17 protein-coding genes are annotated in these 18,719 nt (G+C 45.4%); 8 read left to right on the top strand and 9 right to left on the bottom strand.

What is annotated here, in order from left to right:
• Nucleotides 1-305: 305 nt before the first annotated feature.
• Nucleotides 306-977: a TIGR04211 family SH3 domain-containing protein gene (locus BLU87_RS07950; RefSeq protein ID WP_092346478.1), complete on the bottom strand. Its 672-nt coding sequence runs from the start codon at nucleotides 975-977 to the stop codon at nucleotides 306-308.
• 185 nt (nucleotides 978-1,162) lie between these two features.
• Between BLU87_RS07950 and BLU87_RS07945 the strand changes: the two genes are divergently transcribed.
• The 4 genes from BLU87_RS07945 to aat all read left to right on the top strand — a co-directional run bounded on the left by BLU87_RS07945 (nucleotide 1,163) and on the right by aat (nucleotide 4,828).
• Nucleotides 1,163-1,447: a hypothetical protein gene (locus BLU87_RS07945; RefSeq protein WP_092346476.1), complete on the top strand. Its 285-nt coding sequence runs from the start codon at nucleotides 1,163-1,165 to the stop codon at nucleotides 1,445-1,447.
• A 106-nt stretch (nucleotides 1,448-1,553) separates the two neighbouring features.
• Nucleotides 1,554-1,874, top strand: a complete 321-nt coding sequence (locus tag BLU87_RS07940; protein WP_092346474.1) for an ATP-dependent Clp protease adaptor ClpS — start codon at nucleotides 1,554-1,556, stop codon at nucleotides 1,872-1,874.
• Between the two features lie 15 nt (nucleotides 1,875-1,889).
• A complete protein-coding gene (clpA, locus tag BLU87_RS07935; RefSeq protein WP_092347043.1) occupies nucleotides 1,890-4,145 on the top strand; it encodes an ATP-dependent Clp protease ATP-binding subunit ClpA in 2,256 nt (751 codons plus the stop codon).
• A complete protein-coding gene (gene aat, locus BLU87_RS07930; protein ID WP_092346472.1) occupies nucleotides 4,145-4,828 on the top strand; it encodes a leucyl/phenylalanyl-tRNA--protein transferase in 684 nt (227 codons plus the stop codon). Before clpA ends, aat begins: the two co-directional genes overlap by 1 nt.
• Nucleotides 4,829-4,956: 128 nt before the next feature.
• On the opposite strand, the gene BLU87_RS07925 is transcribed toward aat, so the two are convergent.
• A complete protein-coding gene (locus tag BLU87_RS07925) occupies nucleotides 4,957-6,318 on the bottom strand; it encodes an FAD-dependent oxidoreductase (protein ID WP_092346470.1) in 1,362 nt (453 codons plus the stop codon).
• A 243-nt stretch (nucleotides 6,319-6,561) separates the two neighbouring features.
• Between BLU87_RS07925 and BLU87_RS07920 the strand changes: the two genes are divergently transcribed.
• Nucleotides 6,562-7,203 carry a GntR family transcriptional regulator gene (locus BLU87_RS07920; protein ID WP_175498302.1) on the top strand — a complete coding sequence of 214 codons (642 nt, stop codon included), beginning with the start codon at nucleotides 6,562-6,564 and terminating at the stop codon, nucleotides 7,201-7,203.
• Between the two features lie 57 nt (nucleotides 7,204-7,260).
• Nucleotides 7,261-8,547, top strand: coding sequence for a pyridoxal phosphate-dependent aminotransferase (locus tag BLU87_RS07915; protein ID WP_092346466.1), 1,287 nt, complete (start codon nucleotides 7,261-7,263; stop codon nucleotides 8,545-8,547).
• 68 nt (nucleotides 8,548-8,615) lie between these two features.
• Here the strand turns inward: BLU87_RS07915 and BLU87_RS07910 are convergent, their stop codons facing one another.
• From BLU87_RS07910 to BLU87_RS07900, 3 genes are all read right to left on the bottom strand, one after another.
• Nucleotides 8,616-8,954 (bottom strand): hypothetical protein, encoded by a 339-nt coding sequence (locus BLU87_RS07910; protein WP_092346464.1) that lies wholly within the window; start codon nucleotides 8,952-8,954, stop codon nucleotides 8,616-8,618.
• 75 nt (nucleotides 8,955-9,029) lie between these two features.
• Complete coding sequence (locus BLU87_RS07905) at nucleotides 9,030-10,046, bottom strand: hypothetical protein (RefSeq protein WP_139167496.1); 1,017 nt, start codon at nucleotides 10,044-10,046, stop codon at nucleotides 9,030-9,032.
• Between the two features lie 610 nt (nucleotides 10,047-10,656).
• The gene (locus tag BLU87_RS07900; RefSeq protein ID WP_092346460.1) at nucleotides 10,657-11,112 is read right to left on the bottom strand and encodes a hypothetical protein; all 456 of its coding nucleotides are present in this window, start codon (nucleotides 11,110-11,112) and stop codon (nucleotides 10,657-10,659) included.
• Nucleotides 11,113-11,607: 495 nt separating this feature from the next.
• On the opposite strand from BLU87_RS07900, the gene trpB reads away from it, so the two are divergent.
• Nucleotides 11,608-12,807: a tryptophan synthase subunit beta gene (gene trpB, locus BLU87_RS07895; protein WP_092346458.1), complete on the top strand. Its 1,200-nt coding sequence runs from the start codon at nucleotides 11,608-11,610 to the stop codon at nucleotides 12,805-12,807.
• 63 nt (nucleotides 12,808-12,870) lie between these two features.
• Nucleotides 12,871-13,434 (top strand): DJ-1/PfpI family protein, encoded by a 564-nt coding sequence (locus tag BLU87_RS07890; protein WP_092346456.1) that lies wholly within the window; start codon nucleotides 12,871-12,873, stop codon nucleotides 13,432-13,434.
• 62 nt (nucleotides 13,435-13,496) lie between these two features.
• Here the strand turns inward: BLU87_RS07890 and BLU87_RS07885 are convergent, their stop codons facing one another.
• The 4 genes from BLU87_RS07885 to BLU87_RS07870 all read right to left on the bottom strand — a co-directional run bounded on the left by BLU87_RS07885 (nucleotide 13,497) and on the right by BLU87_RS07870 (nucleotide 18,618).
• Nucleotides 13,497-15,623: a SpoIIE family protein phosphatase gene (locus BLU87_RS07885; protein WP_092346454.1), complete on the bottom strand. Its 2,127-nt coding sequence runs from the start codon at nucleotides 15,621-15,623 to the stop codon at nucleotides 13,497-13,499.
• Nucleotides 15,624-15,718: 95 nt separating this feature from the next.
• Nucleotides 15,719-16,885 carry a recombination-associated protein RdgC gene (rdgC, locus tag BLU87_RS07880; protein WP_092346452.1) on the bottom strand — a complete coding sequence of 389 codons (1,167 nt, stop codon included), beginning with the start codon at nucleotides 16,883-16,885 and terminating at the stop codon, nucleotides 15,719-15,721.
• Between the two features lie 49 nt (nucleotides 16,886-16,934).
• Nucleotides 16,935-17,702: a J domain-containing protein gene (locus BLU87_RS07875; protein WP_092346450.1), complete on the bottom strand. Its 768-nt coding sequence runs from the start codon at nucleotides 17,700-17,702 to the stop codon at nucleotides 16,935-16,937.
• 220 nt (nucleotides 17,703-17,922) lie between these two features.
• Nucleotides 17,923-18,618, bottom strand: a complete 696-nt coding sequence (locus BLU87_RS07870; protein WP_092346448.1) for a PilZ domain-containing protein — start codon at nucleotides 18,616-18,618, stop codon at nucleotides 17,923-17,925.
• Between the last annotated feature and the right edge of the window lie 101 nt (nucleotides 18,619-18,719).

The following is an 18,719-nucleotide window of genomic DNA, read 5'->3' as shown; positions in this document are numbered from 1 at the left end:
CCGTATAATTCCTTGCGCTACAACAAGATGCCAATGGTCTTGGAGCACTATGGAACTGTGACCAACGCCCCTCATTGTGTCACAAATAGGAGTATTTGTTAACCGTTTTTTATCTTTGCGTTGACGTATTGAAGCTGATGGGTAAAACCGGAGTCTTTAGGTTGGGATATTTAATCAGAATAGGACAAGAGAGCGCTGAAAATAGTCGGCCTTATGGCGAACACTGACCACAGCTGTAGTTGCTCTTTTGGGACGATAAATAAGTTACGGGGTAAAAGATCACTTCTGGTCATTGTTTTATGGGCTTAAAATCGTCGTTGTCTTTTTTGAGAAAACTTGCCGATGATCCAACCAAGAAAGAGGACGCCGCCACCCGCTAGAAACCATTGAATCATATTTGAACGATGAAAGTTTTGGTTTTCCTCGCGTAAAAGCAGAAGTTCACTATTCAATCGATTGTTTTCTTCGATTAATTTATCATTCTCTGTACTCAGGTTAAGGACATTATCAGACTTACTCAGAAGGTTTTTATATTCACTGGCCACCTTTTCATGCTCTTTACGGATCTGGTCTCGTTGTGTTGAGAGGTCAATTATCTGTTGTTGATAGGTATTGGTGTCCTCTTCATTGGTTTGAAGGCGTTGCTGCTCGTCCTGTAGTTTTTCCTCTAACGTCTTGATTGTGTTTTTAAGCTGGGAGATTTGAACACTTTTTGGTGAAGTCTTGCTGACATAGTGACGCTGGATATATCCCTCTGTCCCTTTTGGGGTGATCACTTTGACGTAGGCGTTGTCCTCTTCTAGAATCTCTACCGGTGTCGCTGTCGGAAGAGTTTCGAGGATTTTGTATTCGTTGCCTTTGCCACTTCGAACTGTCACTATGAGTTGATCAGAAATATAGCCAGTGGCTGCATACGCCGAAGAAGCTAAAAGTACAAATAATAATGTGCAAAGAATATAGTTTCGGAAGGGTTTCATCTCACGCTCTCTTTAGATCAAGTTGGTTGAGCATTCTTTTGCTGGATACTACAGGCATAAAAGTGCAAATTCAAGGGGTAGGAAGCTATTTTTTAATTTAGATTATAATGTTTTCAACTTAACGTGAATCTGAGGTAAAAAAACAGACTGATAGTCGATGCCGCCAGAGTTAAAAATAAGGTTGCATGAACGTGATCCTTTTTGCGTCTGAGTCTGTTGCTGTTGAGGAAAAGCCCGATAAGGCTCGCGAAGAAACTGATGAGAAGCATCGCCCCTATATAGCTGATCAAGCTTGTATCCCAGGCGGGACTCAAGCGTTGGACGCCATAGAAGTGGTCAAGGAAGTTCATCTGTTTGGGTTTGGCTATGGCGACAAGGCAGATGGCAACAAACAGGGATATGACCGCGATGCCGTTCGACCAGGCAAGGCAACGAAGAATGAGATCTGGTTGTTTGCGTCGGTTGTTTAACCTCAAACTCATTATTCACTCTCCCTTAAGGGTGCGCGGGACTGTTAGTTGATATTTATTTGTGCTATTATAACCTGAATTATTCGGAACAGGAAAAATTAAATTGATGGAAAAGTCAGACACCAATAGCGGACAGAAAACCAAGGTCTGTGAAAAAATCAAAGAGCAGGTATCGACACCACCACTGTTTAAAGTGTTGATGCATAACGACGATTATACAACGATGGAATTTGTCATTGAAGTTTTACGTGAAGTCTTCCGTAAGCCGGCAGATGAAGCAGAAAAAATTATGTTAACTATTCACTTTCAAGGCGTTGGATGTTGTGGAACATTTCCTTTTGCGATAGCAGAAACAAAAGCTGGACGGGCACGCTTAAAGGCGCGTAAAGCTGGATTTCCACTACGATGCACCCTTGAGGAGGCCTGATAACCGGTGGCAGAAATGTTTAAACAAGATGTTCAGATTGCTTTTACTTTAGCAGTTCGTGAGGCACAACGACGCAGGCACGAGTATCTGACGACTGAGCACGTCCTCTATGCGTTGCTACTTGAAGGGGTTGGTTCACAGATTTTAGCCTCTTGCGGTGGTGATATAGACGCCTTAAAAAAAGATCTGGAAACCTTCTTTGAGGATCATCTTGAATCTCTCCCTGTCGACACTGAAATTTCCGGGGCTGAGGATGTTCCGCGGCAGACATTGGCCTTACAACGGCTGTTACAGCGGACGGTTCTGCACATGCAGGCGTCTCAGCAAGATGCGGTCGGCGTTGGAGATCTGCTTGCGGCGATACTGCAAGAAGAGAACTCCCATGCCTGTTTCTTTTTACAGCAACAAGGGATTGAGAGGGTCGATTTGCTGGATCGGATTTCGCATGGCAACATCTCTGGAAATGCCAGTGAGAATCCAAAGCAGCAACCCGTGGAGCCTGCGCCAGGAGAGCGGAGCAAGCCCAAACAACAACCCTCAGATCCACTCGAATCCTTTACCATTAATCTCATTGCTCGGGCCAAAGAAGGCAAGATTGATCCCTTGATAGGGCGTACAGCAGAACTTGAAAGGACGATTTTGATTCTCTGCCGGCGGCGTAAAAACAACCCTATTTTTGTCGGTGAACCCGGGGTTGGAAAGACTGCGATGGCTGAAGGTCTGGCCCTTCGAGTTGCCGAAGGAGATGTCCCTGATCTGCTCAAAAATGCTGAAATATTCACTCTGGATATGGGGGCATTGCTGGCAGGAACAAAGTTTCGAGGTGATTTTGAAGAACGGCTTAAGGCCATTGTCGAAGCCCTCCAGAAGCGTGAGCAAGCTATTCTTTTTATTGATGAAATTCATACCATTGTCGGTGCGGGTGCAACCAGTGGCGGTTCTTTAGACGCTTCCAATATTCTTAAGCCGGCACTTGGATCGGGTGAGCTTCGCTGTATCGGTTCGACGACATATGAGGAATATCGCAATCTGTTTGATAAGGACCGCGCCTTGTCACGCCGCTTTCAGCGGATCGACCTTCATGAACCGACCAACGATGAGACCATTGAGATTCTAAAAGGGTTATGCCTCCACTACGAACAACATCATAATGCCCATTACACTGAAGAGGCTTTGGAATCTGCAGTGCAGCTTGCGGTCAAACATTTACCTCAGCGGAATCTGCCGGATAAAGCGATTGATGTGCTTGATGAAGCTGGAGCACAGCACCGTTTGGATGGCTATCCTAAGCATTCCATAGGGATCAATGAAATTGAACGGGTTGTGGCGCGCATGGCCCGGGTGCCAATACGCACCATTGCTGGCAGCGACCGTCATCGTCTCAGATATCTTGAACGGGATCTTAAGCGGGTTGTTTTTGGTCAAAATCCGGCAATTGAATGCTTGGTCAAGTCGATACATCGATCCCGGGCAGGGCTGGGGCACCCGGATAAACCTGTGGGCTCTTTATTGTTCACTGGCCCGACAGGGGTTGGAAAAACCGAAGTAGCGAAGCAACTTGCACAGCAACTTGGGATCAAATTCTTGCGTTTTGACATGAGTGAATATATGGAGAAGCACTCGGTCTCGCGACTGATTGGTTCTCCCCCTGGCTATGTCGGTTTTGATCAGGGCGGACTATTGACTGAAGAAGTAAGTAAGAACCCTTGGTCGGTGTTACTTCTTGATGAGATTGAAAAAGCCCATCCTGATTTATTCAATATCCTGTTGCAGGTTATGGACCACGGGACCTTGACTGATAACAATGGTAAAGAGGTGGATTTCCGTAATGTTATCCTGATCATGACCAGTAATGTTGGCGGACGGGATATGAATATCGTCCCTATTGGTTTTGGCAGTCGCAGTGCTGAAGCGCCTAAGAATCTTATTGAAAAAGTTTTTTCGCCAGAATTTCGCAATCGTCTTGATGCGGTGATCAAATTTTCTCCCCTTGAAGAAAAGGTCATGTTGAAGGTTGTTGATAAGTTCTTGACCGAACTCTCTGTGCAGTTGGCAGAGCAAGATGTCAGCATAAAAGTCTCCGCCGCGGCACGACGAGAATTCAGTCGTCGAGGCTATGACCCGTTATTTGGAGCCAGACCTCTTGGCCGTTTAATCCAAGCGGAATTAAATGACCCCTTGGCCGAAAAAATTCTTTTTGGTGATTTACGCGGTGGCGGCCATGTACGGGTTGGCTACCAATCCGGTAAGTTTACATTTCGATTTGATTAATGCCTTGCTCACGACTTAGTGATGACCTTTGGTTTCCCCCTGTAGAAACAGCAGAGGATTGTGGTTTGCTGGCTGTCGGTGGTGATTTGTCGCCAGAGCGTTTGTTGCTGGCTTATAGTCTAGGAATCTTTCCTTGGTATAATCAGGGTGACCCCATTCTTTGGTGGTCTCCCGACCCTCGCTGCGTCCTTTTTCCCGAAAACTTGCATATTTCTCGATCTCTAAAGCGCTTTATCCGCCGTACTTCTTATCGAATCAGTTTTAATGAAGATTTTTCTGCAGTTATTTACTGGTGTCGTCGCCTGCGTGCCGGTCTTGATGGCAGTGGCACCTGGATTACCCCTGAAATGAAACAGGCCTATATCCGCTTGCACAAACTTGGTTTTGCCCATTCAGTTGAGTGTTGGGATGGTGATCAACTTATTGGCGGCCTGTATGGTATCTGTATCGGTCGTTGTTTTTTTGGGGAGTCCATGTTCAGTCGGAGTCAGAACGCTTCAAAAGTGGTTTTAGTTCATCTTCTTGAGTACTTAGGTGAGAAAAAGTTCGAGCTTCTTGACTGTCAGCAGACGACGGATCATCTTCTCAGTATGGGTGCTGAGGAAATTTCAAGAGACCAATTTCAGCAACACTTACAACGGGGGCAGGTTCCACCTTATGGGGATTTTGTCAGTCTGTTTTGATCTTCGAGGAAGATGAGGCTGTTGTCGCCAGCAGCGACTGAAATTTTATGAATTGTGTTTTGGGCAACCAAGCGGAATAAATCGCCCCATTTATCTTGTCTTGATAGATAAATGGGGCGTGTCTGTCTCTAATAGACTAAGTTGTCTGAGTTAACTTTGTCGAGAATTCCCTCTGAACAGGCGACGATCAGGTTATTTGCAGGGAAGAATGATTGATATGGTTGTGCTGAATAGCTGAAGTTGGCCATATCGACAACGGTTAACTTACTCTGGATCGCCAAAGTGATAATGTCAATTTTGTCGGCCACCGGGTTGCCACTGACAACTTGTGCTCCCAAAACTCTCAAGGTCTTGCGGTCCGCAACAAGTTTCATTTTCACCGGCTTGGCTTCCGGCATGATGGGAAAGGTCGTGGTGAGTTCTGAGTGACAGGTGATGACATCGTATTTCTTTTTGGCGGCCTCTTCACTTAATCCTGTTCCACCAATAAATAAATTCCCTGCTTTGGTGGCAGCACCGTTGAAGAACCCCGAATATTCACGGTTGGCACCGAGCATGTTTTTGGCTAAAAGTCGCGCCATTGGGACCGCATTGGTCGCCAGTTTTCCTTCCGTTAACTCACCCGTGATCCCACTGATAAATTGAGCGCAGTCACCAACCGAATAGACATCTGGAATGTTGGTCTGCATTTTACTGTTGACAATGATTCCGAGTTTTCCGATTTCCAATCGGGATCCTTCGAAAATTCTCACTTTGGGGCGCATTCCTACGGCAAAAACAACAATGCCATGAGAGTTATCTGCATCGGTCAGGTCAATTGTTTCGCCAGAATCTAAAATAATTTTTTCTGCCTGTAGATTGCCGACGATCTTTTCTGTCTTGCTACCCAGGTGTAATTTCAAGCCAGCATTTTTTAGTTCAGCTTCTGCCTCAACGGCCATTTCCGGGTCAAGCAGGTTTGGAAGCACTGTTTTTGCCATGTCGACCAAGTGGCATTCCAGGCCGGAATTATTTAAAGCTAACGCCAGTTCAACCCCAATTGCTCCAGCGCCGACGACAACTGCTTTTTTAATTTTTTTCGTTCTTACTGCTTCGTTTAAACATTTGAGATCGTCTTCTGACTTGAAGACAAAGACTCCTTCGAAATCGATACCCTCTATCGGCGGGAGGAAGGGGACGGAACCGGTCGCGATAACCAGTTTGTCATAAGCAAAAGATTGATCCTGCTCTGTCAATACCGTTTTCGCTTCAAAGTCGACGCTCGCAACCTTATCGCGAATTAAGTCTGCTCCAGATTCAGTGACAATACTATCTTGTTTAAAGGTTTTTTCCAGAGCAACAACTTTTTCAATGGCGTAGGGCATGGCGCAATAAATCATTGAATAATTTTCAGGCCGAATGACACCCACTTTCTTGATTTTCCCTAGAATCTTCGCGATTGTGATGGCCGCTGGTCCGCCACCGATAATTAGTACATCATATGTTTTCACTTCGCTTGCCTCCTGAATCATGTTGTCGTTATTTTTTATATCGGCAAAATAACAAGGTCGAAACCCATCCTGTTTTGTGCAATGGCACACTATAGGAGGATCACTTTTATTGTCAATAGATAAATTCTGATTTTTATATATATCGGTAACGATATCTTTTTAGCCGATCATCTTTTGTTCTTGACTTCACTTTGCCGTTAAATGTCTAATGTCGACATCTGTTTGGATTTGAGGACAATTTTTATGCCTATTGTTAAAACAACATATAAAGATCAAGTCGTTGACTATGTTTACGGGTTATTGCTGGATGGCGTTTTAAGTCCGGGTGATCAGTTAAAAGAGACTCTTCTTGCTGAACAGATGGGGATTAGCAGGGCTCCGATTCGTGAAGCGATGAAAGAGTTGATTATGAACGGTTTGGTCGATTACCGGCCTCAGGTGGGAAACTTTGTCCCCATCCTTTCTCCCAAACAGATCGTGGATAGCTATACGACTCGAGGTGTCCTTGAAGGATATGCTGTCATGGAGTCATGCACAAAATTTTCTCCTGAAGAGATTGATCGGTTGGACCATTTTCTTGACCAAATGGAGATCTATGCCCATAAGAACAATCATAAAATGGTGGTCGAGACCGGTGGAGAATTTCACGATCTATTAATCAGTAAATCCGATAATATTCAATTGCTTGAATATACAGATCGACTCAGTCTTAAGTTGCACGTTTTATTTTTTAAAAACTGGAGCAAACTTTACAGCCCAATTGAAATTGGTCAGCGGCATAGGACCATCCTGGAGAGCGTCAAGTTACAGGATCGTCCGTTAATAGAGACGGTTATTCGCCAACACTATGCCGAAACCGGGGCCAAGATCGCTGCCCTTCAATAAGGCATTTTTTGCAAGCATGATTTACGACCCTCAAAGACACAGGGAAGGAGATTCACAATGGTCAATGGGCAGCATGAAATTAACTTAAACCTCAATATTCGCGGTTTGCCGGTTTCGGCAACACTGGGGATCAATGAGAAGAGCAATCAATTACTTGCTGAAGGAAAAAAGATTTATAAGCTAGGTCTAGGGCAGTCACCTTTTCCAGTTCCAGAATCTGTCGTCCGTGAATTGCAGAATAATGCTCACCAAAAAGACTATCTTCCGGTTCGCGGGCTTGCAGCGCTGCGTGATGCTGTTGCTAAATACTATCGACGGACCCAGGATCTTGCCTTTCTGGAGGAAAATATCCTCATAGGACCGGGTTCAAAAGAGCTGATGTTTATTTTGCAGCTGGTCTATTATGGTGATTTGGTGATCCCGACACCCAGCTGGGTTTCGTACGCGCCGCAGGCGCATATTATTGGCCGCCATGTCCATTGGCTGCAAACTTCAGCAGCGAACAAATGGTTACTGACGCCAGAAGAACTGGAAAGACACTGTCAAGACGATCCCTCAAAGCCGAGGATTGTAATCCTCAACTATCCCAACAATCCAACGGGTTGTTCATACTCTGAGCAACAATTACAGGAACTCGCTGTTGTGGCTCGAAAATATCACATCATTATGCTCTCGGATGAGATCTATGGTGAACTGAACTTTTCTGGTGCTCATCGTTCGATTGCCCGTTATTATCCTGAGGGAACCATTATTGCCAGTGGTCTGAGTAAGTGGGCTGGCGCCGGTGGGTGGCGTCTTGGGACCTTTGCTTTCCCCACCGAGTTGAAATGGTTGTTGGATGCAATGGCGGTCGTCGCCAGTGAAACCTTTACCGCGACCAGCGCTCCGATTCAATATGCTGCGGTCAGAGCTTTCCAAGGGGGAGCTGATCTGGAAGGTTATCTGCAACAATCGAGACGGGTCCTCAAAGCCTTGAACGATTGGATCTGGAGCCGTCTGGATAGTGCCGGAGTCTCAGTCGCACTGCCAGATGGGGCTTTCTACATGTTCCCAGATTTCGAACCGTTACGAAAAAAGCTGGCTGAACGCGGCATAAACACCGGTGAAGAGTTATGTAACCGGTTGCTCGAAGATACTGGAGTGGCGATTCTGCCGGGGAATTGTTTCGGACGGCCAGTTGAGGAGTTGACAGCACGGCTGGCTTTTGTCGATTTTGACGGCGCCAAAGTGCTTGCGGCTGCAAGACAAATTCCGGCCGATCATCCTTTGGATGATGAGTTTTTAACGTTGCACTGTGAAAAAGTGCTTACGGCTATTCAGTTGGTCTGCGATTGGTTGAAATAATGGATGTCATGCCCAGGACAGAAACCTTTTCTATCCTGGGCTGACTCATTGCGGTTGAGCTGTTTACGTTAAATTAAAAACGAGACAAAAGTGCCGACAGTTCCGGCAGCTTTAATATATTGGCCCAGTTTATATAATCCATCCCCTTGTTCGTCATTGCTGGAGACCTCCTGAGGATCATTTTCTACCTGATCGATCCCTAGAAGTCCGTAGGTGAAATCAATTATTTTTTCTGTACCGCTTATGCCATCGCTTATGCCATCGGTTACAACATTACTGACATCGTTTACGGCATTGTTAACGTCACTGCTCAGGTCGACAGTCTTTTCAGAAACGACTTCAGTTTTTTCCTTGTACGCAGAAACATATTGACGAAAAGGGTTGCTGCTTACACTGCTTATGTCCATCGGTGCTACCTCCATGTCGAGTTATAAGCGTTTTGATGATTCTGCTCTTTTGAGATCTCTACCTTGAGATAAGTTTTATGCGAGGTTTTTCGTCAGCGTTTTATGTGAATTCCTTCGTCTGCGAGGCAAGCTCATACCGGCAATGAAGAGCAATCTGTATTCAAGCGGAAACTCGAATAGCTTTGATCTGTCCGTTGTGTTGATCGGGGTTACGAAGCCACTCAATAAAAGGTTCTGGCTGATAGGTTGATCGTCCATTTGCTTCAGGTCAATGCTGGTCGTTGTCTCACTGTCATCATCGTTTTCTGTTTCATTCAGGTTGGCAAAGGTGAAAAGGGCTTTGTGATTTGTCACTCTTTGTAACGATAAAACAAACTGATGACTGCCGTAGGAAAAGTTCACCATATCCCCCGCACTCATCACGCGGTAATCTTCATTTAAAAATATCTCAACCGTTGATTCTTCATCAGTAAATAAGCTGTATTCAAAATTGATTCGTTTTACATAGAGAGTGTATGTCCCATGGATAAGTTCGACATAATCATTGTCACTGACTTTAATGATTCTACCGGTCATCCGATCTTCATAATGGCTTATTCTTGATGAACTGTTTCTCATCGTGTCCTTTATGATAGTGTCTCCCTTTCCTATGAGGGTTAGGAGGCTTCTGTCTTTACTGAACAACATTGAAGCTGTCCCTAATACTTGTCCTGATTTTATTGAAGTAATCTGAATACCGACTTTAATTCCTTTGGGAAGATCAACGGTCGTTCCCGTTAGATATACTGGCTCTCTTTTGAAAAAATAGATGATTTCATCCAGAATAGATTGATTGCTATCAATTAGGTCATCTGTCAATTCATCAATCGGAAACACTCTGAACTTATAGGTTCTGGAAAGCCTGTTGGTGAGTTCGTCTTTAACATACTTTTCAAAGTTCCCTTCTTCGCCTTGCAGATTGACGATTTGCAGGATGCCAATGTCTTTACATGAAAGACCGGATAATTGTTTTGTGACTTGACGGACCAATGTCGCCAGTTGGGCGTCAACTGATGAATCGTAGTCTGTCCTAGTGACAGGGTTTATTTCCAAAGAGGTTTCAACCCATGGGGGTGTTGGTAGTTTTAACGAACATCCAGCCGTAAGCATCAGAATAGTTGAAAGGAATAAGAACGTTTTCAAAGTGACCTCCACAAAATAAATAGAATATTAGCAATGGTTATCCGGCTGTTGTTCTTATCGTCTTTACCCTGCGACTTTATATAGTCGTTTTGTATTTGTAGTGTTTGATATGTAACGATTTAAGTCGATTTCAGCTAACGATTTATACAGATCGTTTCATTTCAAGCCTAAAGTTATGATGACAGATAAACACAGCACTATTTGCTGTACCTGGTCGCAACTAAAAAGTCAGGTTCAGAGATCTTCAAGGTTTCGATTCAAAAGTTTGTTTAATAACGAGGCATTCTCCCTTTTATGGCAGATTGTCCTGTTTCACTTAGATGCTGGTCAGATTATCTTGCTGGAATACGGGCTCATCATAGATGAGCCCGTATGGGGGTAAAGATGCTATGGATATGCCGTTAATCTGTGAGTGGATTAACGAATTTGTCGTAAGGAACAGCAGAGACGTTTACGCTAGATTGAGTTATCTATCGGGTTGACAAAAAGCTGTTAAGTTCTTCTTGAGGATTGTTTTGAGCTATTCCAATAAAGGAATTTTTTCAATCAGGCTATAGGCTTCCAGGGTCGCCATGTTGTTTTCTATTTGCAGGTACCTGAACACTATTTTTGCCGGCAGGACCTCTTCAAGGGACAAAGAAACCCTTTTTAAAACGGACTGACGCTGATCCTTGATCTCGAACATGCTGTCCAGAATTCTATCGGCTTGCTCGTCCGTCAATGTTTTGTAATTCTGGGTGTATTGAGTAAGAATTTGATAGCGTTGCTGATCAAGTTCAAATATCTCTTCCTGAAACTCATCATAAATTGGCCAGAAAGCGGCCGCATCGCTTTCGGAAAGAGACATGTTTTCCATGACATTTAATTTTTTCTGGCCGAGAACGAGCTGTTTTTTCAATTCTACAGTGTTTTGAGCGTAAGCAGGCAAGGTGATTGCGAGAATGAGGAACCCAAATAATACGTTTTTTAAGAACATTTTTATCTCCTGAACACTGATCGATCTATCAATCGGATTGTGGAAATTCGTAATCTGTATGCAAATATATATAATGGAATTGAGTGACAATTATGAATCAAATGTGGATTAAATGTGGAAGCATCCGATTGATTAAAAAAATCATGGTTATTCTAAATGTCTAGCCATACCGGGAGGGAAGGGACGTTATTGTGACGATATAACAAGTTATAAGAATCAGGTCTCCATGTGGCGAGAATAATTCCAATGGGACGTGATGATTGGTAGTTAATTCCCTGTAGTCGACAGAGGCCTGGTCATTGACCGGTAATGGTCTATTCTTGACAGATATCTTCTCTTCCCCTAATTTGGCTGATGAATCTTCATTCTAGATCCAGAGGTCGCACTCTCGTATATTTTTTAACCAAAGAGGGCATGTCTTGAGAAGGCAGCCGCGTCCGCAATATTTTTTGTATCCAGATTCGATTAAACTTATCTCCAGGAAGGGGAATATTTATGACAAAGCAGTTTTTAGAGATGCCCGATAAAGATGGTTATTTTGGTGAATACGGCGGCCAGATTATCCCGCCGGAACTCAAGGCCGTCATGGATGATATTAATGATGCCTATGAAAAGGTCAGTCAAACCGAAGCGTTTCAGACAGAATTGCATGACCTTTATGCTGATTATGTTGGTCGTCCAAGTCCAATTTTCTTTGCTAAGCGGTTGACCGCGCAGCAGAATGGCGCACGAATTTTTCTCAAGCGAGAAGATTTGAATCATACCGGTGCACATAAAATCAATCATTGCCTTGGGGAAGCTCTGTTGGCGAAACATATGGGGAAAACCAAAGTCTTAGCTGAAACAGGTGCGGGACAACATGGCGTTGCCTTGGCAACAGCCTGCGCGCTGGTGGGGATTGATTGTGAAATCCATATGGGAGAAATTGACATTAAAAAGGAACATCCGAATGTCACTAAGATGAAGATACTCGGTTGTAAGCTGATTTCTGTCAGTCGAGGAACCAAAACCTTGAAGGATGCTGTTGACAGTGCCTTCGAAGAGTATCTGCAAGATCCGGTTAACTTTTTCTACGCGATCGGCTCAGTTGTCGGGCCGCACCCCTTTCCAAAAATGGTGCGTGATTTCCAGTCCATTGTCGGGATTGAAGCGCGTGAACAATTTCAACAAAAAGAGGGTTGTCTGCCTGATTACCTGCTTGCTTGTGTTGGTGGAGGTTCAAATTCTATCGGCTTATTCTCTGCTTTTTTAGACGATGAGAATGTTGAAATGATTGGTATTGAACCGGCGGGCAAGGGGTTGGATACCCCAGATAACGCCGCAACGTTGACGTTGGGGAGTAAGGGGAGTATCCATGGTTTTGAATGTTACAATTTACAAGATCAGGATGGTATGCCACTCCCGGTGTATTCCATCGCTTCAGGGTTGGATTATCCCGGGGTCGGTCCCCAACATTGCTATCTGAAAGATATCGAGAGGGTAAAATATGAAACCATCGATGACAAAGAGTGTCTGGATGCGTTTATGCAGTTGTCTCGATTAGAAGGGATTATTCCCGCTTTAGAGAGTGCTCATGCCGTCGCCTACGCGATGAAGTTAGCTAAAAAACTGCCAAAAGAGAAAACTATTTTGGTCAACCTCTCTGGTCGTGGGGACAAGGATGCGGACTTTGTTGCCGAATATCTGTCTTTGTAGGGGGTAAATCGGCAACTGTGTGTACTGAGAAGTCTCTTTAGATGGGTGATTTAGAGGTGGTTTATGAAGGCTGCATTTATTATCTTTGATCAGATGACGGCGTTGGATTTTGTCGGGGTCTATGATCCATTGACGCGTCTTAAGACAATGGATTTTATGCCGAAATTTCATTGGCAGATCTGCTCATTCTGTACGGATGTCGCCGACAATCAAGACCTTCGCTTTAATCCCGATTCGTCGCAACAACCTCTGGGAGATTTTGACCTTCTGGTTGTCCCTGGTGGTTATGGGAGTCGTTCTCTTCAACACAATGAAGGCTTTATCTCATGGTTGAAAACGGCGAAGGAAGTACCACTGAAAGCGTCTGTCTGTACCGGTTCTTTACTGTTGGGAGCCGCAGGCTTTCTGTCCGGGAAGCGGGCGACAACGCATCCCAATGCCTACGATGAGTTGGCACGATACTGCGGGGAGGTGAGTCAGCAGCGGGTGGTCGACGCCGGTGATGTTATTACCGCCCGTGGAGTGACTTCAGCAATTGATCTGGGTCTTTACCTGGTGGAGCGCATCGCTGGAAAAGAGATCCGCATCGAAATTGCAAGGCAGATGGATTATCCATACTTCTCCTGAATGATGGGCTTTTTATCTGGAAGACTTTACCCCGTTTTTCTCTTTTTTAATCGTGGTGTTTGTCAACGCGCTTTAACGACCATCAACGTGATATCGTCGTCCTGAGAATGTCCTCCCCGGAACCGGTTCAGTGCGGCGATAAATTTTTCGGCAATGGTATCGGCGCTGTCCTCTGCATGGCGAATTAACAGTTCATGGACCCTTTGAGTCCCGAACATCTCTTCTTCACTGTTCTGGGCTTCCCAGATACCATCAGTCCCAATCAGCAAGATATCTCCGGGCATAAACTGGATTGTGGTTGCCATTTCATAGGGAGTGTCTTCAATAATCCCGAGGGGAATCCCGGAGCTGCTCAGTTCTTCAATGGGGCCGTCAGCGCGGTAGAGAAACAAGGGAGCATGACCAGCTGAGATCCAACGTAAAGATTGTGCTGCCGGATCAAGAACACCATAAAACAAGGTCATGAAGTATGCCTCGGCGGTGTCCCGACATAGTTGATTGTTAAGTTCGTTGGCAAGGGCGACAAGTTGAATTTTGTAACGATTTACCAACGAGTGAAGAGCTGCACGGGTAGTTGCCATTACCAGTGCGGGACCTATCCCGTGGCCAGAGACATCGCCAACTGCAAGTCCGAACTGCTGCTGACCTGAAATTTGCAGTGCTATAAAGTCGAAATAATCACCGCCTGTTCCATCGCAATAGATGCTTCTTCCGGCGAGATCAAAATAGGGACAGTCTGGTGCTGAATCGGGCAGTAATTGTTGTTGAATCTTTTTCGCCAGTGCCAGAGATTGCATCATTTTGTCCCGTTCTTTGAGTCTGGCTCCCATGCTGTTAAAAGTGTTGCCCAGTTCTTCTAATTCATCACCGGTGCGGATCTGAACTCTAGCGTCAAAGTTTCCCGCTGAGAGTTGATTTGCTGCAGTCGCCAATTCCAAGATTGGAAGAGTCACCTTTCGTGAACGGCTGATTGCTAGCAGGACAGCGATCGCGACAACAACAATGGTCAACGCGGCACTGATAGTCAGACTTTGTGAGATTTGTTGTTTGGCAAATTGTTCAGCGTTGACCGCTTGTGAAATGATCTGTTGATAGGGGACAATCACCAGCGGGAAGGGTTCCTCTTTATTTCGTGGGCCATAGGCCCAGAGTGCTTCCCTGCCTTGATAGGTCACTTTTCTGACGGCAGAGTTTCCAGCGATCCAATCCTGTTGTAGCTCTTTGAGCTGTGGATCTGTTATTTCCAGATATTCAGGTTTAACCGGAACACGCCAATTTAATGAATGATTCTCATTGCGATTGCGGAGGAGAATCTGCAACTTTTTGTTCGGATCCGCAGCGTCTTCATGATAAACAAGAACCATACTCTGTGCTTCACTACCCCATTGTTCAGGGATCTTCCAGTCGCTGAAAAATTGTCGATAATCAATATCTAAAGCCGTGACCCCGGCGAGTTTTCCTGCCGGTGTATAGATCGGTTGCGCCATTGTGAGGATCAAGGTTCCGGTGGTTAAGTCGGTGACTATCTGTTGCGTTTGCCCCCTTTTTTTTGCCGCCTCCTGATACCATTGTCGTTGCCTGGGATCGTAATCAGCGGGATATCCCCCTTTGCCCGGATAACTGGAATGAATGCCTGATTCCAGCGAGGTATACTGCCAGAGAAACAGGTCTGGTTGAATCGCATGCAGGGCTTTGTAGACGTCTGTCATTCGACTGATGCGGTTCAGATCATCAGTCAGCTCTGAACCCTGGTTTTTTCCAGCAAGAAAAATGACCTGTTGGGAGTAGGAGATAGGAATCGGGACCAGCTCTCCGGTTGCAGAGAGGCGTTGATATTTCGATGTCGAGGTCAGATCTATTGGCCGCTTATGTGCGGAGGCGTAATCAGCAGAATAAAAGATTGGTTGTGGCGTTTTGGGTGGCGGAGCGGATAGGCGGCTTGCAACGGCTTCGGCTTGACTCTGTAGCGTCAACAAAGCGATCGCTTTATCCCGTTTGAGGATCAAACCATAATCATTAACTAATGAGTGGAGCAGGCTCTGGGCATCGTTATTCAGCAGGGTTCGCGTGTCATCCGTCAACTTGTTGCCAAAGTGGAGCATTGAGGCACGTTGCAGCAGGAAACTCATTCCCAGCGGCAACAAGGTGACGAACAGCAGCAGAATCAAAAACTTTGTCCGGAATCGCATAGCGTCTCTATCTCTGCAGTAACGCAGGCCGGTTCTCTTGACTTGTCCTCATAGTATAACAATTTTCCCTCAGCAGAGGCGATAGCACGTTATTCTTATTCATTGAGCCAGGTTAATATCGCCGCTTGTTCTGCTGCCCATTGTTCACCAAGGCGGAGCTCTAAAAATGATTTTAACAGGCTATTGAACATCTGCTCCCCTTCCTCAATGCTGGCAATCTTGGTGAAAAATGCAGCTTCTGCTTCTGCCTGAGGGTCGTCATTTGGATCTTTATCCGGACGAATCATAGGGGTGCGGTAGCTGCCAAATTGAAACCGTTCCCCTTTCAATGTTAGCTTCCAACAGTCATCTTCATTCTGTTGTAAGTGGATAGTCGCTTCTTCGATTTGTTTTCCTTGCTGTAAGGCTGCTCGAACTTCGCGATATTGATCTTGTGGGCCGGCGACAACAATTTTTTGCACCCCTTCTTGACCACCACCGACGAGCACCAAGCGGTTGTCTAAAAAGGCTGTGAAGGGTTGTTTCTCTAATAGCGGTCCCTCGGTTGTGACCTGGTAGCGTGAATCAGAATTCAAGGTACGATAGAATAACCATTGGAGAAAATCAGTTCCCAGCCAACGATTAGCTTCAATTTGCTCCAAAACGTTTTCCGTTTGTGACTTGTTAGCCTGTTGTAGAGAGTCGCGTAATTGCTCTGGGAGAACCTGTATGGCACGCGCGAGAGGGTGAAATATTTGTAGACGCAGTCCGGGAAAGGTTTGATGAAATAACCCTTGGAAGCTATCAATGGTGTTCTGTCCCAGAGAACAAAAGCGCAGTAATTGCTGGTCGGTATCCCATACCACATCATAAAAAGATGGTGTCGGCAGAGTGCGAGCAAGCAGTGATGTGCGTGCTTGATCGCGGATTTGTTCTTTTTCCCCTTTAGGGACGTAGTTCAGCGTCGGGTTCTCCTCAAGAAATTTGTCGCATAAGCGGACAATCTGTCGTTTCAGCAGCGCAGCTGGGATGCGGCGGCGGTCTTGGCGTAAGCTGAAGCACAGGTAGTGATCGCGCCAGCACTGTTGTGAAGAGCTGAATTCGCTGCTGTCATAGTTGTCTAGCTCAACCCATCCTGTTGCGAGTTCATCGGCCGATTGTTCAATCGAACGGAACCCTTCTGCTGTAAGCTTGTCTGCGAGTTCTTGAAGTTTAGTTTGTGGATCGAGAGTGCCGGTGACTTGAAAATAACAAATACTGGCAGATGTGGCTAAAAAGCCCATATGATCTCCTTCATAGGTCGTGATTGATTAAGTGGGATAGTCTCTCAGCTTACTTGCGGTGGAAGTAATAAAACTGACCACTACATCTGTTTCGGTAGGTCTGATTATGTTCAGCAAGTTGTAACAACAATTGATTCAGGGTTGCTGCATCAAAATATCCTTGTTCAATAAAATAATGTCCCATTTGTTGTTGTTGGCTTTGTTGGTGATAGAGGAGGGTGCGGATCTGTCGTTGGTTGAGAAATCCCAGTTGTTCTGCCCGTTCACCAAATTTAAGGATGCCGTTGCGGTAGTTGATAATGTCTTGAATATTACTTTCATTCAGCCAACCCCAACGCCGCGCAATTTCACCCAGCACTGGCCGTTGCCGCCGTTGCCAGGTCACCGCTGAGATCACGGCATGGAATGGAATGATGCCTGAATAATAGAGGAACAGTCCAAATTGGAGTGGTCGCGGAGGGAGCGACCTGTGTCGTGACTGCCGCTCGAACGGATCATTTTGTCGCTGTCTGGGTCGCGTGGGGGCAGAATACTGGCGCGAAAAGTTTCCGCTGGAAACGTGTTTTCGTTGTTTAAGATAGGCCAGAACAGTTTGATGCGCTTGATTTAAATCCTGGAATAGCCGGTGTTGCTTGCTGCGGATTATCGGAGCAGACACTGCAAAACGGTCAGGATGGGTGATTTTGGCCTTTTGCCTATAAGCTGAGCGCACTCCTGCTGGCTGTAAATAGGATAAAAAATCTCTATTTAGCTGCAGACCAGAGCCGAATAAGGTTCGACAAGCATGGAAAACTTCTGTTTCTGTCACTTGTTGCATGAGGTGTTTGTTTCCTGACGGCTGAAGTTATCTCAATGCCAATCATGACACTTGTTTTTTATAGCCTAGAATATTGTCGGTGACAAGGCACAGTTGTCGGTGAAGCCACAAATTGCCTTTAATGACGATGAGCGATATCCAGAACCGGCGTCAAGTTCTGTTTCTTTAGCGCTGAGACTCTTCAGGGAGCTGTTGTGTTGTTGATGATTTATTGCCCGTCTTATCTTTTTGAGTTGATGAAGGTATCGATTCTTTGTTGATCCTCACTGAGAATATTGATAAAGCGGAGACCCGCCGTGACCGCTGATTCATCTTGCATGCACACCCACACGATCTCAGCAATAGCACAGACTGGTGGTTTCCCATCTTCCAGATTGATAAGAACCAGACACAGCTCCCCTTGATCGGCCGGTGGTTTGATGGAGAACCGGATACCCCCGGAACTGATGTTAACCCGATAAGACTTAAACCCCTCATAAACGAGAGGAGCTTCCGGGCTGTGAAGCACTTTTATGTTTTTTTCCCAGATTTCACGCATGGTATGCAGTGTTTTGGCGGCACGACTGAAGCGGATACCCAGTTGGCAATCAAAACGTTTACTGATCCGTCGTTGGAACATTTCCAGGTCTGAGTTGAGCCTGATGGTAAACTTGTTTTTGTCAATTTTTTTCTCAAAACGAGCGGTAGCACGAATGCCCAAACCCATAGACTCGGATGTAATTTCAAAGGTCAATCCTTCACTAAAAGGATATTTTTCAACGGCATCTGCGCCATAAGGGAGAGAAAGGAGGAGCAAGTCATCGTCCAGAGAAACAACCCGCACAGACATAAGCTCAGTCCGCTCACCATTCCCGGCAGTATTTTGAACTTGTAGCAGTAGTTGTTGATCTGTTTTGAAATAGCGTTGGTAATTCATGTTACATTCACCGCCTCTGTTGTTGATATACGACTAGGCTCTCTATTCTATATTTTTTCGTAGATAAGAACAAACCAATAATTGTGTAACGGCAGAAATAA

The organism is Desulfuromusa kysingii (assembly GCF_900107645.1).
Lineage (GTDB): Bacteria > Desulfobacterota > Desulfuromonadia > Desulfuromonadales > Geopsychrobacteraceae > Desulfuromusa > Desulfuromusa kysingii.
The sequence above is the reverse complement of the archived record's forward strand: the minus strand, read 5'-3'. Positions and strand labels throughout refer to the sequence as shown.

Excerpts from the sequence above, each read along its gene's own strand:
- BLU87_RS07940 (WP_092346474.1), top strand. The coding sequence starts at position 1,554 with ATGGAAAAGTCAGACACCAATAGCGGACAGAAAACCAAGGTCTGTGAA.
- BLU87_RS07885 (WP_092346454.1), bottom strand. The coding sequence starts at position 15,623 with ATGCGATTCCGGACAAAGTTTTTGATTCTGCTGCTGTTCGTCACCTTG.
- BLU87_RS07950 (WP_092346478.1), bottom strand. The coding sequence starts at position 977 with ATGAAACCCTTCCGAAACTATATTCTTTGCACATTATTATTTGTACTT.
- trpB (WP_092346458.1), top strand. The coding sequence starts at position 11,608 with ATGACAAAGCAGTTTTTAGAGATGCCCGATAAAGATGGTTATTTTGGT.
- BLU87_RS07915 (WP_092346466.1), top strand. The coding sequence starts at position 7,261 with ATGGTCAATGGGCAGCATGAAATTAACTTAAACCTCAATATTCGCGGT.
- aat (WP_092346472.1), top strand. The coding sequence starts at position 4,145 with ATGCCTTGCTCACGACTTAGTGATGACCTTTGGTTTCCCCCTGTAGAA.
- rdgC (WP_092346452.1), bottom strand. The coding sequence starts at position 16,885 with ATGGGCTTTTTAGCCACATCTGCCAGTATTTGTTATTTTCAAGTCACC.
- BLU87_RS07900 (WP_092346460.1), bottom strand. The coding sequence starts at position 11,112 with ATGTTCTTAAAAAACGTATTATTTGGGTTCCTCATTCTCGCAATCACC.
- BLU87_RS07875 (WP_092346450.1), bottom strand. The coding sequence starts at position 17,702 with ATGCAACAAGTGACAGAAACAGAAGTTTTCCATGCTTGTCGAACCTTA.
- clpA (WP_092347043.1), top strand. The coding sequence starts at position 1,890 with ATGTTTAAACAAGATGTTCAGATTGCTTTTACTTTAGCAGTTCGTGAG.
- BLU87_RS07890 (WP_092346456.1), top strand. The coding sequence starts at position 12,871 with ATGAAGGCTGCATTTATTATCTTTGATCAGATGACGGCGTTGGATTTT.
- BLU87_RS07910 (WP_092346464.1), bottom strand. The coding sequence starts at position 8,954 with ATGGACATAAGCAGTGTAAGCAGCAACCCTTTTCGTCAATATGTTTCT.
- BLU87_RS07945 (WP_092346476.1), top strand. The coding sequence starts at position 1,163 with ATGAACGTGATCCTTTTTGCGTCTGAGTCTGTTGCTGTTGAGGAAAAG.
- BLU87_RS07870 (WP_092346448.1), bottom strand. The coding sequence starts at position 18,618 with ATGAATTACCAACGCTATTTCAAAACAGATCAACAACTACTGCTACAA.
- BLU87_RS07920 (WP_175498302.1), top strand. The coding sequence starts at position 6,562 with ATGCCTATTGTTAAAACAACATATAAAGATCAAGTCGTTGACTATGTT.